General features: G+C 33.5%; 10 protein-coding genes. 5 read left to right on the forward strand and 5 right to left on the reverse strand.

Going from position 1 to position 14,969, the window contains the following annotated elements; translation table 11 throughout:
- Positions 1–20 precede the first annotated feature (20 nt).
- A complete protein-coding gene (gene capB, locus BMY96_RS06685) occupies positions 21–1,280 on the forward strand; it encodes a cysteate-C-fatty acyltransferase (protein WP_092850689.1) in 1,260 nt (419 codons plus the stop codon).
- Positions 1,281–1,334: 54 nt separating this feature from the next.
- Here the strand turns inward: capB and BMY96_RS06690 are convergent, their stop codons facing one another.
- Together BMY96_RS06690 and BMY96_RS06695 are read right to left on the reverse strand one after the other, a co-directional pair.
- Entirely contained in the window at positions 1,335–2,456 is a 1,122-nt protein-coding gene (locus BMY96_RS06690) for a GTP cyclohydrolase (protein WP_092850692.1), read from the reverse strand.
- 26 nt (positions 2,457–2,482) lie between these two features.
- On the reverse strand, positions 2,483–3,502 hold the full coding sequence (locus BMY96_RS06695) for a transporter (RefSeq protein ID WP_092850694.1): 1,020 nt from the start codon (positions 3,500–3,502) through the stop codon (positions 2,483–2,485).
- 143 nt (positions 3,503–3,645) lie between these two features.
- Here BMY96_RS06695 and BMY96_RS06700 point away from each other — a divergent pair, with 143 nt between their 5' ends.
- The 4 genes from BMY96_RS06700 (at position 3,646) to BMY96_RS06715 (ending at position 9,185) form a co-directional block, all read left to right on the forward strand.
- The gene (locus tag BMY96_RS06700; RefSeq protein ID WP_092850696.1) at positions 3,646–3,909 is read left to right on the forward strand and encodes a DUF4834 family protein; all 264 of its coding nucleotides are present in this window, start codon (positions 3,646–3,648) and stop codon (positions 3,907–3,909) included.
- 119 nt (positions 3,910–4,028) lie between these two features.
- The gene (locus BMY96_RS06705; protein ID WP_092850699.1) at positions 4,029–6,455 is read left to right on the forward strand and encodes a YfhO family protein; all 2,427 of its coding nucleotides are present in this window, start codon (positions 4,029–4,031) and stop codon (positions 6,453–6,455) included.
- Positions 6,427–7,725, forward strand: coding sequence for a glycosyltransferase family 4 protein (locus BMY96_RS06710; RefSeq protein WP_092850701.1), 1,299 nt, complete (start codon positions 6,427–6,429; stop codon positions 7,723–7,725). Before BMY96_RS06705 ends, BMY96_RS06710 begins: the two co-directional genes overlap by 29 nt.
- On the forward strand, positions 7,725–9,185 hold the full coding sequence (locus BMY96_RS06715) for an MATE family efflux transporter (RefSeq protein WP_092850703.1): 1,461 nt from the start codon (positions 7,725–7,727) through the stop codon (positions 9,183–9,185). Before BMY96_RS06710 ends, BMY96_RS06715 begins: the two co-directional genes overlap by 1 nt.
- 173 nt (positions 9,186–9,358) lie before the next feature.
- Here BMY96_RS06715 and BMY96_RS06720 read toward each other — a convergent pair whose 3' ends face one another.
- From BMY96_RS06720 to uvrA, 3 genes are all read right to left on the reverse strand, one after another.
- Positions 9,359–10,567: a hypothetical protein gene (locus BMY96_RS06720; RefSeq protein WP_092850706.1), complete on the reverse strand. Its 1,209-nt coding sequence runs from the start codon at positions 10,565–10,567 to the stop codon at positions 9,359–9,361.
- A 492-nt stretch (positions 10,568–11,059) separates the two neighbouring features.
- Complete coding sequence (locus BMY96_RS06725; RefSeq protein WP_139205225.1) at positions 11,060–11,623, reverse strand: hypothetical protein; 564 nt, start codon at positions 11,621–11,623, stop codon at positions 11,060–11,062.
- Positions 11,624–12,002: 379 nt separating this feature from the next.
- The gene (gene uvrA / locus BMY96_RS06730) at positions 12,003–14,786 is read right to left on the reverse strand and encodes an excinuclease ABC subunit UvrA (RefSeq protein WP_092850713.1); all 2,784 of its coding nucleotides are present in this window, start codon (positions 14,784–14,786) and stop codon (positions 12,003–12,005) included.
- Positions 14,787–14,969 lie beyond the last annotated feature (183 nt).

A 14,969-nucleotide genomic window follows, 5' to 3' on the forward strand; every position in this document is an offset into this window, starting at 1 on the left:
TAGCAATATCATAATAATAAATGAAAGATTTATTCGAAAAAATTTACAAAGACAAAGGACCATTGGGTAAATGGGCATCACAAGCAGAAGGTTACTTTGTGTTTCCTAAGTTAGAAGGAGAAATTTCTAACCGTATGAAATTTCAAGGAAAAGATGTTATTACCTGGAGTATAAATGATTACCTAGGTCTAGCGAACCACCCTGAAGTACGTAAGGTGGATGCTGAAGCAGCTGCCGAATATGGGTCTGCATACCCAATGGGAGCTAGAATGATGTCTGGGCACACCGATTTACATGAAAAACTTCAAAATGAATTAGCATCATTTGTTAGTAAGGAAGCAGCTTATCTTTTAAATTTTGGTTACCAAGGTATGGTGTCTACTATAGACGCATTGGTGGCAAAGGATGATATTATTGTTTACGATGTTGATGCACATGCATGTATTATTGATGGTGTTCGTTTACACATGGGAAAACGTTTTACCTATAAGCACAATGATGTTGAAAGTTTAGAAAAAAACTTAGAGCGTGCTACTAAAATGGCAGAACAAACAGGTGGAGGAATTCTTGTAATCTCTGAAGGTGTTTTTGGAATGCGAGGTGAGCAAGGGCGTTTAAAAGAAATAGTAGCACTTAAAAAGAAATTTAATTTCAGATTATTTGTTGATGATGCGCATGGTTTCGGAACCTTAGGGGCAACTGGCGCTGGTGCAGGAGAAGAGCAAGGTGTTCAAGATGATATTGATGTTTATTTCGCAACTTTTGCTAAATCTTTGGCAAGTACAGGAGCTTTTATAGCAGGAGATCAAGAAATAATTGACTACCTAAAATATAATTTGCGTTCTCAAATGTTTGCAAAATCTTTGCAAATGCAATTAGTGGTTGGTGCACTTAAGCGTTTAGAAATGCTTAAAACCATGCCAGAATTGAAAAACAAATTATGGGAGAATGTTAACGCATTACAATCTGGATTAAAAGAGCGTGGTTTCGATATTGGTACTACTCAAAGTTGTGTTACACCAGTATACTTAAAAGGAAGTATTCCTGAAGCTATGGCTTTAGTAAGAGATTTGCGTGAAAATTATGGAATATTTTGTTCTATAGTGGTTTACCCAGTTATACCTAAAGGTTTAATTTTACTTAGATTAATACCTACTGCAACACATACCTTAGAGGATGTTTCTGAGACTTTAGATGCTTTTGATGCGATTAGAGATCGTTTAGAAAACGGAACATATAAGCGTTTATCTGCAGCCTTAATTGCTGCAATGGGCGAATAGGTTATTTACAAATATTAAAAAAAACGCCGATTCAAATTTGAATCGGCGTTTTTTTTACGTTAGATTTTTTCTAAATGTTTTTCGTCGTTTATAAACTTCCGGCGAAAAGTGTTTCCATATTTTATGGATGGCTTCATTATCTTCTAATTCTGGAGTTCTGTAACAGGTTTCAATACCTTTCGCTTTAAAGGTGTCATAATATTCATTAAATATCACGGCATGAACTCCTTTGTTTTGGTAATCTGGATGGATGCCTATTAAGTAAAAAATAACATCTTTACTATGTTTTTTAGCTTTCAAAATATGCCTGAATCCAAAAGGGAATAATTTACCCTTCATTTTCTGTAAAGCCTTTGCAAAAGCGGGCATAACAATAGCAAAACCAATCATTTTATCATCTTTATCTACAATAAATTTGATGTATTCAGGATTTATAAAACTTATAAATTTCTTTTTGAAATAGGCTTTTTGCACCTCGTTAATTGCAACAAAAGAAGATAAGGATGCGTAGCTTTCATTAAATAAATCGAACATTTTATCAGCATAAGGCATAACCTCTTCTGTGGTTGTTAAATTTAAAGCTTTTAGCTGGTAGCGTCGTTTAATTAAATCTTGGGCTTTTTTAAAAAACTCAGGCTTTACATTAGTAAAAGGGAATTTGCTTTCGGAGTATGATTTTTCAATCTCGTAACCGGCATCGCGATAATGCTTTGCGTAATAGGCATGGTTGTACCAGGTTACCATTGGAGCTATAGAATCAAAACCTTCTGTCATTACTCCAACTTTATCTAAATTAGAAAAACCTACTGGTCCTTCGGTAAACTCTAGGTTATAGCTTTTTCCTATTTTTTCTACTTCACTTAAAAGTGCTTTTGAAACTTCTGGATCGTCAATAAAATCAAACCACCCAAAGCGCATTTTTTTTATGTTTTGCTCTTTAATTTCTAGCCAATTAACTATTGCTGCAATTCGACCTACTATTTCTCCGTTTTTGTAGGCTAAAAATAATTGCGCTTCGGCATCGTTAAAAACAGGGTTTTCTTTTTTGTCAAAGGTTTTTATTTCTTGGCTAATAATTGGAGGAACCCAGTATTTAGAGTCTTTATAAAGCTTAAAAGGGAACTTTACAAAAGCTTTTAAGTCCTTTTTGCTTTTTACTTCTTTAAGTGTTATCATATTTGTTGGTTAGCTATTAATGAGGTTTAATCATCAAAATCTACGTCTTTCTTTTTGCGTTTGTTATTGTTTTCTGGATTTTCTACGTCTTTATTTTTGTTCTTGTTTTTCCCTTTTGCTTTTGGTAATTGGAACCCGTCTTGCTCATCTGCAGAATTAACATTGTCAATCTCTTTATCCTTATGGAAATCTAAGCGGTACGACGCTCCAAAATTAACGCCAAATACCGATGGTGTATCTTTAGTATTAAAAGTTACTGCCGTGTCTAATTGAAAGTTTTTAGACAGTAAGTAGGCGCCACCAAATCTAAAAAGGTTATCGGCATAAAAATCACTATGTATGCCTTGGGTTTCTCCAAAAATAACCCATTTTGGGCTAAAGGAGTGCGTTAATGTTAATATGTATTGAAAATCAGATTGTTCTGTTCCTATCCTGTCTTTTATTAAATTCATTACAAATACCCATCCTCCAGAAAAATTATTTTGAGTTGCAATCATTATTTTAGGGCTAAAACCTTCAATGCCAGCGTAGGTATATGGATTGGGGTTGGTGTCGTAATTTGCTCCTAAATAAACAGATACAGCAGGAATTAAAGATTTCCATTTAAATTGTCTGTTGGCTCTCCAGCTGTAAAGGTTTGGTTTGTCTTCTTCAGTGTTTTTGTAAGGATCATATAAAAGATATTTAGCACCTATGGCTAAAAACTTAAAATTTCCTCGATCTTCATCGGTGCTAAAATTAGAGGCAAAAGTTTTTGTGTCATTTTGGTAGGTGCCTTCAATATTTAATTCTAATTCTTCAAATAACAACCCATACCTAGCGGCAAAATCTACTCCAAAACCAGAAACTTCATAGGCTGCTGCTGGTGTTCTTTCTTCTTTTATACTATAAGGTCCTATTTCTAGTTGAGCTACGTTGGTTCCTACAGAAAAAGCACTTCTGGATACTCCTGGTCTATTGGAGTTTATTACATCGGTATATTGGCAAAATGCCTGAGTGGTTATTAGGCATAGTAGAAAAAACAATTTAGATTTTATTGGGGTCATAATACTAAGGTTTAATTGTTTCTTTAATAAAATGTATTAAAGGTTTTCAAATATAGATATTTTATGCTTTTTTTATCATTCTTGAGCCTTTTTTAAACGGATAGAATTGTATTTTTGTTAAATTAAATCATAAAAGTAAAAAAATGGGTTTATTAAAAACCATTCTTATAATAGCCTTAGTATATTACGGAATTAAAATTATTTCTAGGATTTTCGCGCCTTTACTGCTTAAATTCGCAGCTAAAAAAGCCGAAGAACGTTTTGGAGGCCAGTTTGGTCAATTTCAAAAAAGACAAAGTCAACAGACTGAAAAAAAGGAAGGCGAAATTACTATCGATAAAATACCAGAAACAAAAACATCTAACAAAAATGTTGGAGAATATGTGGATTATGAGGAAATAGAGTAGTGCTCTCTTTTTATTGTTTCCTTTATTAGGAATTATGTTCTTAAAGTTTAGTAATCTTATTATACTTAATTCTGAAAAATTATAACTATTTTTCAGAATCATTTTCTTAAATACAATTCATGCCATTATCAATTAAAAAATTATTACCCCACGTATTAGTTTTATTAGGTTTTATAGTAATTTCATTAGCCTATTTTAGTCCTGTTTTACAAGGGAAAGCTATTTATCAAAATGATATTGTGCAATATATTGGCATGAGCAAGCAGCAAAAAGACTTTAAAGCTGAAACTGGTGAAGAGACGTATTGGACCAATAGTGCGTTTGGAGGTATGCCAACATATCAACTGGGTGCAAAATATCCGCATAACTACATTAAAAAGTTAGATTTAGCCTTACGGTTTTTACCTCGTCCAGCAGATTATTTATTTCTGTATTTGTTAAGTTTTTATGTGTTTTTACTAGTGTTAAAAGTAGATTTTAAATTGGCTGCTTTAGGTGCACTAGCCTTTGGTTTTTCTACGTATTTAATTATAATTTTAGGAGTAGGCCATAATAGTAAGGCGCATGCTATTGCTTACATGCCCTTGGTTTTAAGCGGCATTCTGTTGGTGTTTCAAAAACGATACATTCTTGGTTTTTTACTAACAACCATAGCTATGGGGCTAGAGTTAGTGTCTAATCATTTTCAAATGACGTACTATCTTATGTTTCTAGTTATCATATTAGGTATTGCATATTTGGTAGACGCTTATAAAAAACAAATGTTGCCGCATTACTTTAAATCCATTGGTGTTTTAGTTGCAGCTGTTATTTTGTCTGTTGCTTTAAATGCTACTAACTTTTTAGCTACTAACGAATATGTTAAAGAGAGTAAACGTGGTAAAAGTGAACTAACAATTAATCCAGATGGTTCACCTAAAGACATTACAAATGGTTTAGATCGAGACTATATAACTCAGTTTAGTTATGGCATTGTAGAGACTTTTAATTTATTTATTCCGCGTTTTACAGGTGGAGGAAACTCCGAAGATGTGGGAAAAGATTCTGCAACCTACGAGGCTTTTAGAAAATTAGGAGCAACGACAACTCAAGCAGCGCAAGAAGCGAGTCGTGCACCAACGTATTGGGGAGACCAACCTATTGTTGAAGCGCCTGCATACATAGGTGCAGTCGTTTTATTTTTATTTGTTTTTGCCTTGTTTTTGGTGAAAGGCAGATTAAAATGGTGGCTCGTTGGTGGTACATTACTGTCTTTATTATTGTCCTACGGAAAGAATTTAGGTTTTTTAACAGACTTATTTATTGATTTTGTACCGCTATATAATAAATTCCGTGCGGTTAGTTCTATTCAAGTTATTTTAGAGTTGTGTATACCTGCATTAGCCATTTTTGGGTTAGTGAGGCTTTTTAATGATTATGAAAGTAAAGACGTTAAGCTTAAAGCTCTAAAATATTCGATAGGTATTACCGCAGGTTTGGCTTTGGTGTTTTTGTTGTTTAAATCGTCTTTGTTTGATTTTGTTGGAACTAACGATGGTTTTTATCGTCAAAATTACGGGCAAGATTTTGTTGATGCTTTAAAAACAGATAGAAAATCGATGTTTACAGCAGATACTTTTAGAACTTTAGTTTTGGTGTTACTATCGGCAGCTGCTATATTTTTATTTTTAAAGGATAAGTTAAAGGAAAAATGGGTAGTCGTAGCTTTTGGGGTATTAATCCTTTTTGATTTGGTTGGTGTGGATAGACGCTATGTTAATAACGATGATTTTGTTTCGGGTGTTCAAATGAATAAACCATTTCAAGCTACAGAAGTGGATCAGTATATTTTAAAAGATACATCGCACTTTAGGGTATACGATTTGGTTTCAGGACCTTCAAAGCCATCCTATTTTCATAATTCTCTAAATGGCTATAATGCAGCCGAATTAAGACGTTATCGCGAAGTATTCGACTTTTATATTTCTAGAAACAATATGAATGTGCTTAATATGCTAAATGCAAAGTATATTGTAGCGCAAGATGAAGAAGGCGCAGCGTTCCCTTATAAGAACGAAAGCGCTAATGGTAACGCTTGGTTTGTAAGTGCTTTAAAAGAAGTAAATTCTGCTAACAGCGAAATTAAGGCCTTAGATAGTTTAGATTCTAAAAACAAGGCAGTTTATATGAAGCCGGATTTATTTGAAGGCAATATAAAAAACAACTATGTTGTAGATTCTTTAGTAGGTATAGATTTAACAGATGTTAAGTCTAACTACTTAAAATACGAAACCAATAACTCAAACGATGGATTTGCAGTCTTTTCAGAGATTTATTATCCCGAAGGATGGAAAACGTATATCGACGGAAAAGAAACGAATCATATTCGGGTAAACTATATTTTACGTGGTATGCAAATACCAAAAGGAACACATACTATTGAGTTTAAGTTTGATCCAGATGTGGTGAAAACAGGAAGTAAAATAACGTTAGCAAGTTCAATATTGCTTGGTTTATTGCTGCTTGGAGGTTTGTACTATGAGTTCAAAAAGAATAGAAGTGTCTAAAAAAGCGCTAATAATAACCTATTATTGGCCTCCTGCGGGTGGTCCGGGTGTACAGCGCTGGTTAAAATTTGTTAAGTATTTACCAGATTGCGATGTAAATCCTATTCTTTTTATTCCAGAAAACCCTAATTACCCTATACTTGATAAAAGTTTAGAGCTAGAAGTATCAGATACTCTAACAATCATTAAACATCCAATAAAAGAACCTTATAAATGGGCGGGGATTTTTTCTAAAAAGTCTTCTAGAACCATTAGTAAAGGGATTATCTCAAACGAGAAAGAGCAATCTTTAATCGAAAAGATGATGCTTTTTGTGCGTGGTAACTTTTTTATACCAGATGCTAGAGTAGGCTGGGTAAAGCCTTCGGTGTCCTTTCTTGAAGGTTATATTAAAAAAGAAAGGATTGAAACTATTATTACTACAGGGCCACCACACAGTGTCCATCTTATTGGTTTAAAATTAAAAGAAAAGTTGGGGGTAAAGTGGTTAGCAGATTTTAGAGATCCATGGACTACTATTGGTTACCATAAGCAATTAAAGTTAATGACTGGTTCTGCAGTTAAACATAAAGCTTTGGAGAAACAAGTGTTAAATACAACCGATCAAATTATAGTTACAAGTTTTACTACTAAAAAAGAATTTCAAGCCTTAACCAATAAGCCTATTGAAGTTATTACCAATGGGTATGATAACGAGGCTCATGTAAATTTTAGCATGGATACTAAATTTACATTAGCTCATATAGGCTCTTTGTTATCTAAGCGAAATCCAGAAATATTTTGGCAAGTACTACACGATTTAGTTACTGAAAATTTAAACTTTGCCAAAAGTCTTCAGCTTAATTTTGTTGGATTTGTAAGTGAAGAAGTCTTAGCTTCTATTAAAAAACATAGTTTAAGTGATTATGTTAATGTTGTGGGTTATGTATCGCATCAAGAAGCTGTTAAGTATCAAAAGCAGTCTCAGGTTTTGTTGCTTATAGAAATAGATTCAGAGGATACAAAATGCATTGTTCCTGGTAAGTTATTTGAGTATATGGTTTCAAATAGACCCATAGTTGCTATAGGTCCAAAAAATTCCGATGTTAAGAAAATCATTAAAGAAACCAATACAGGACACTACTTTACTTATTATGATTACGACTCGTTAAAAAGAATTATCTTAGAGTATTATAAAGCTTTTTTAAATGAAAACTTACAAGTTAGTCCTGTTGGTTTGCAAAAGTACCATAGAAAAGCACTTACTAAATCACTAGCTAAACTAATATAATGGGTGTCGTTGCTATACAGTCTTTTAAAAATATTGTTTCAACCTATTTGGGTTTTTTTATAGGCGCTATAAACACATTATTTCTTTATACAGAATTTTTAACAGACGATTATTATGGAATGGTAGGCTATATGCTTTCGCTAGCCTATGTTATTATGCCGTTAATGTCCTTTGGTATGCACAATACTTTGGTTAAATTTTATTCAACATTTAAAACAAGAGTGGCGCTTAATAGCTTTTTAACTCTTATGCTTGTTTTGCCATTTTGTATTATACTGCCTTTAATTTGCATTGTTTATTTTAGTTATGATACGATTGCCGCTTTTTTGTCGAGTAAAAACGAAATAATAAAAGGTTATTTATGGCATACGTTTATTATAGCCATTGCTTTGGCTTACTTTGAAGTGTTTTTTGCCTGGGCAAAAGTGCAAATGCAAACCGTTTTTGGAAATTTCATGAAAGAGGTTTTTCATAGAGTTTGTAGTATGTTGTTGCTTTTTGCTTTGCATTTCAAAATTATTAGTTTAGAGCAATTTATGGCTGGCCTCGTAGTAATTTATGTTTTGCGCATGTTGGTTATGAGCGTTTATGCTTTTAGTATAAAACTCCCTGTAATTACGTTTGGTAAAGTAAGTGGGTTAAACAGTATTTTAAAGTATTCTGCTTTAATTATTGTTGCAGGCCTAATAGCTACTCAACTTTTAGATATCGATAAAGTTATGATGGGTCAGTACCTAAACCCTATGCGCAATATTGCTTATTATAATGTAGCAATTTTTATTTCGACAGTTATTGCGGTTCCGCAGCGTGCAATGCATCAGTTACTGTCTCCAATGTCGGCAAAGTATTTAAATGATAGAGATTTTAACTCCTTGGAGGATTTGTACAAACGTAGTTCTTTAAGTCTGTTTGTAGTGGGAGGTTTAATTTTTTTACTAATTATATTAAACATAAATCAACTATATCTTCTAATAGATACAGAGTATAGTGTAGGCTTGTATGTCGTGCTTTTAATTAGTGTTTCCAAGCTTTATGATTCCCTACTAGGTAGTAATAATGCTATTCTTTTTAATAGTGATTATTATAGGTTTGTTTTAATTATTGGTGTTGTTATAATAGCAATAATGGTTTTATTAAACATAGTGTTAATTCCAATGTGTGGTATAAATGGAGCGGCTATAGCTACGTTTATCGCTGTTTTTTTATACAATACCATAAAGTTGTATTTTGTGTATAGAAAATTTAAACTGTTTCCGTTTACGATGGCAACCTTTAAGATAGGACTGCTTTTATTGACCTCTGCTTTGTTATTTTATTTCTGGGAGTTTTCTTTTCATCCAATAGTTAATATTGGTTTAAAATCGATTTTAATAACAGTGCTTTATACTATTGTAATTTATCGGTTTAACTTGTCAGATGATATTTCAAGGGTTATTAAAAAGCTTATAAAGTTGAAATAATAGATTGTTATTTTGGAGGCAACGAAAAACAGTTGTAATGCGCTGCGCTTAAAATAAAATATTCTTATTCTATTTTGTATAATAAATTAAACTATTCTTAAAAAGAAAAACCCTACGATGCTGCTTTGAGGCAAACCTTGCGTAGGGATTTTCGTACTAACCAACCAAAATTGTTATGATCTTCGTCTTGTCGATGTCGATCTTGTATTGTTGCTAGAGCTATTTCTGCTTTGTGTTGCTCTTTGTGTTCTGTTTTGCGTAGACTTCGAAACTGTGCGTTTTTGAGTTGTTCTTGGTTTACTTACAGTACGTTGAGCTACTTGCGTACTTCTAGTTTTATTATTGTTTCTATTATATGTACGTGTATTTGTTGCTTTTGGTTTTTGAACTGTAGTAGTTTTTTTATTACGTGTTACCGTATTGTTTCTAGTACTTGTTCTATTACCAATATTATTAGTGTTTCCGGTAGTTCTTCTGTTAACTATTTTCGTGTTATTTCTATTAGTTGTTGTTCTTGAAATGTTATTATCAGTTCTATTATCGCGTCTAGTAACTTGCTTATTTGCTTTACCATTAGTTCTAGTGCTTCTATTTACTGTGCTATTTGCGCGTCTTGTGTTTGAGTTGTTGTTAGCTACAGTTCTTTTATAGTTTGCATGTCTATTAACTTGTGTAACATTTCTTTTGCTTCTATTTACGGTTGCGTAACTTCTGTTTCTAGAAATTGTATTTCCTCTTCTAGTTGCAATAGCCGTTCTTGGTCTGTAATTGTTTTGAAACGCTCTATGATACGTGTAACGTACAGGGTTGTAAAATTGTCTGTAAGGTCTGTTGTATACTACACAGTAGTCTCTAGCTGGGATGCTGTAATACCTGTGCCATGGTCTAAAAACATAGCCTCTGTTGTAAATATTGATAAACCCAGAGTAGTGAGAAAACACATTGTTTCTGTAATATACATTTAAGCCACCAATACGGTTTATATAACCAAAGTTGTTATAATAGATGTTTACATTTCCTGCTTGACTAATACGGCCATAGTAATCATAGTAAATAGGAATATTTTCTATTTGAATTATTGCTCCGTATTCATCATATTGCACGTAAGCGTTGTAATCGTAACCAGTATTAAAACTAACGTTTACGTTTCTTGTGTTAATACTTACTCCAAAATTAGAGGTGTTTCTAAGTAAATTGAAATCGAATTGTCCATCTCTAAAAACAGAAAACTCTACGCCATCTACATTAAATATAAAAGAGTTTCCATAACCTCCATAATATGTTGCGGCTTCATTTGCGTTTGTTTCGGTGTTGGTTGTGGTTGCGTTAACAGTAAATCCTGTAAGGACTAAACCTGCTAATAAGAATATAAACTTTTTCATTACTATAATTTTTTATGGGTTACTGTTTTAGTAATTACAACCATCGTGCCAAAAAACGAACATAGGGATTTAGGCCTTGTAAACATTGAATAAATAATTTAATTATATGTTGATTTGGAAGTGTTTTAGATTGCTGTTGACTAAAAAATATAGAGTATTTACTATTTGTATTGTGTGTTGGTTAGATTGCAAAAGACTTTATTTATTATCAATTCTGAAACTTGAAAAGAATAAGGATATTTAAAGAGTTTTTTAAACAAGAAGAAATTTGATTTAATACATGCAGCTTTATTTTGAGGAAGCTATGGGTTGATTGTTAGGTTTGCTGTTAAAACCAAGAGTAAATGCATTAATAATATTTAAAAAGACTGTAATTAGTTACCAGCTGAATCTTTTTGTGGTAGGTAAGTGTGTATAGGTTAAATATTATAAATAAAAAACCTCGAAGCTATACAACTTCGAGGTTTTCACCTTTAACTAAACTAACTAATCTCAAAAAAAATATCTTTTATACTTTTTATTATGCCTTGTTTTTACGTAATATTTTACTTGTCCTCGGGTTTTAACAATTTGTCCTTTGCGATTATAGACAACTTTTAAACCGCCAACTTTGGTTAAAACAGCATGCTTATTTGGGCTGTAGCTCATGTTAACGGTTCCAGCGCGGGTAATACGTCCGTAACAATCGTAATTTATGTTTACATGGCCAATGCGTTTAATTTTTCCAAATCTGTCGTGGGTAATTGTTAGACCTTTATTAGAGAAACGTGTATATAGTACATTGGCATTTGGGCCTCTATAACTTGTGTTTCTATAGGTGTTACTGTTATATGGTAATGGGTTAAAGTGTTTTGTGTGTTTTGCATTAAAATCGAAACTACCATCTGAGAAAATTAAAAACTCCACACCGTTTTCTTTAAACGTAATAGGTTGAGATAGGTGCTTGCTTTTTCTTTTTTCTAGCTTTATGTTTGGTTTGTGTGTGTTACTTTCGGTTGCTGATGCAGTTGTTAATCCTATCAACAAACTTGCAAATACTAGTATTACTCTTTTCATAATCATAAGGATTTCATTGTGCCTACTCTTTAGCTTTTCGGCTTTCGCTTTGTTGTTTAGTGGTTTTCAATTTGCGTGCCAAAAAAATGGTTAGATTGTTGAATTAACTTGGTTTTAACAGTCTTGTTGTTGTTATTTTATTGGTTTTTAGAGAGTTGTTATTTGTGCTAAAAAAGAGACGTTTCTTTTTTAAGAGGGAGTTATTTTATTGAAACACCTCTTTAAAAAAAAGAAATAAGTAAAATGGACTAGTTTGTGGTGTTAAACCAAAATGTTGCAAATAGGTGCGTTAGGGATTGAGCAATTGTTGGAGCTCCTCGAAGAGAGCGACTTGTGAAAGCCCGACCCTTGTGGTAACGCCCAAATAATTAAAAGTGAATTAAAGTTTTTCTTTTAAATATTTACCAATTTGAGATGCTTTTATGTTAGATATCTCCTCTGGAGTGCCTGTTGCCACTAGATTTCCGCCTTTTTCGCCGCCCGTTGGACCAAGGTCGATAATATGATCGGCACATTTAATTAAATCGATATTATGCTCGACAACAATAATAGAGTGGCCTTTGGCTATTAAAGCATTAAAAGATTTTAGTAGCTTTTGAATGTCGTGAAAATGAAGTCCGGTTGTGGGTTCGTCGAATATAAATAGTGCTTTTTCTTTATTGTTTCCTTTACCTAAAAATGATGCCAATTTAATACGTTGTGCTTCGCCACCTGATAGGGTAGACGAGCTTTGTCCTAAAGTAACATAACCCAAGCCAACATCTTGTAGTGGTTGGAGTTTGTTTTTAATTTTGGTTTGTTCGGTAGCTTCGAAAAAAGCAATGGCATCGTCGATTGTTGCGTTTAATATATCGTCTATGTTTTTATCGGCAAATGTAACTTCTAGGACTTCTTTTTTAAAGCGTTTGCCTTTGCAGGTTTCGCATTCTAGATGCACATCGGCCATGAATTGCATTTCAATGGTTACTTGACCTTCACCCTTGCAAGTCTCACAACGTCCGCCATCTACGTTAAACGAAAAGTGCTTTGCTTGGTAGTTTCGTATGGTGCTTAATTTCTGTTTTGAAAACAGCGCACGAATATCATCGTATGCTTTTATATAGGTTACCGGATTGGATCTTGATGAGCGCCCAATTGGATTTTGATCTACAAATTCAATGTGATTTATATTGCTAAAATTTCCTTTTAGCTCGGTAAATTGTCCTGGTTTGTCTCCAAAATCGGTAAGTTTCTTTTGAAGCGCTGGGAACAATATTTTTTTAACTAAGGTACTTTTGCCGCTACCTGAAACTCCTGTAATTACGGTTAGTATGCCTAAAGGAAAGCTAACATTGATATTTTTGAGGTTGTTTTCGCGAGCTCCAATAATATCGACATGGTATTTTGATGTTCTGCGTGTTTTTGGAACTTCTATTTTTAGCTTTTCGTTTAAGTATTTGGCTGTTAAGGATTGTGATGCTAAAATATCGGTATAAGTGCCATCGGCAACTACATGGCCGCCAAAGGTTCCTGCTTCGGGACCAATATCGATAATGTATTCTGCAGCTTTCATGATATCTTCATCATGCTCGACCACAATTACTGTGTTGCCTAAATCGCGTAAGGATTTTAAAACAGAAATAAGGCGTTCGGTATCTTTAGGGTGCAGGCCAATACTGGGTTCGTCTAAAATATACATAGAGCCCACTAAACTACTTCCTAACGATGTTGCTAGGTTTATACGCTGACTTTCGCCACCGGAAAGGGTGTTCGATTTTCTGTTTAGCGTTAAATAATCTAAACCTACATTAGCTAAAAAGGATAGTCTGTTGTTTATTTCTTTTAATAATCTATTGGCTATATGAGCGTCGTGATCGGTAAGTTCTAGCGCTTTAAAGAAGGTGGTTAGCTTATTTAATGGCATTTCTACCAAATCGGTAAGTGTGGCACCGGCAATTTTTACATAGTTGGCTTCAATACGCAAACGCTTACCATTACAGGTTTTACATTTGGTTTTACCGCGGTAACGCGATAACATTACCCGGTTTTGAATTTTATAAGCTTTAGATTCTAACTCGGCAAAAAAGGAATTTAAACCTTCGAAATATTTGTTTCCTGTCCAGATTAATTGTTTTTGGGCATCGGTTAGCTCAAAATAAGGTTTATGGATAGGAAAATCGAATTTATGCGAGTTGTTTACCAATTGGTCTTTATACCAACTCATGCTTTCTCCTCGCCACGGGAAAATGGCGCTTTCGTAAACAGAGAGCCCTGTGTTAGGGATCACTAAATCTTCGTCAATACCAATAATGTCGCCATAGCCTTCGCATTTTGGGCAGGCGCCATAAGGATTGTTGAAACTGAACAAATGCACATTAGGTTCTAAAAAATTAATACCATCTAATTCAAATTTATTACTAAAAGGGCGTTGTTTGTTATCGCTTAAGGTTTCGATGATACATTCGCCTTTACCTTCAAAAAAAGCAGTTTGTACGGCGTCTGCTAATCGGTTGTAAAAGTCTTCTTCGTTTTTGGTGATCACTCTATCTACAACTAATAATATAGTGTCTTTTTTGGTTATAGACTGAGCTTCGTCTATTCTTAAAACATCGTTGTTAACTTTTATACGTGCGTAACCTTGCTGATTTAATGTTTTTAATTTGTCCTCAATGGTTCGTCCTTCTTCCAAATAAATAGGAGCAAGGAGCAGTAGTTTTTCTCGCTCGGGAAATGTTTTTATATAATCAAGAACATCTGTGACCGTGTCTTTTTTTACTTCTAAACCAGAAATGGGCGAGTAGGTTTTTCCGATTCTAGCAAATAGCAGCTTTAGGTAATCGTAAATTTCGGTTGTTGTACCTACTGTAGATCGTGGGTTTGTAGAATTTACTTTTTGCTCTATAGCAATAGCAGGAGCAATACCTTTTATATAATCTACTTTTGGTTTGTTTAATCGCCCTAAAAACTGACGCGCATAACTCGATAAGCTTTCTACATAGCGTCGTTGACCTTCGGCATATAGCGTATCGAAAGCTAAACTTGATTTTCCGGAGCCCGATAAGCCCGTTATAACCACTAATTTGTTTCTTGGAATAACAACATCGATATTTTTAAGGTTGTGCAGTTTTGCACCTTTTATAATGATGTTTTCTTTTGGGTTAACTTCGGAAATATTAGTGTTCATAGGATGTTTATCGAAATAATTTGTAAAGATAATACAAGTGGGCGAGCATAAAAAATAACCGTTTATCGAATAAATAGTTAAAAAAAATTATGATTTATTGTTTTTTAGGAACGATTGTTGTTATATTTGACTCATAATAACTTAATAAACACGTGTCTATAGCATAAAATTACTTTTAAACTT

The organism is Algibacter pectinivorans, from assembly GCF_900112595.1.
GTDB classification, from domain to species: domain Bacteria; phylum Bacteroidota; class Bacteroidia; order Flavobacteriales; family Flavobacteriaceae; genus Algibacter_B; species Algibacter_B pectinivorans.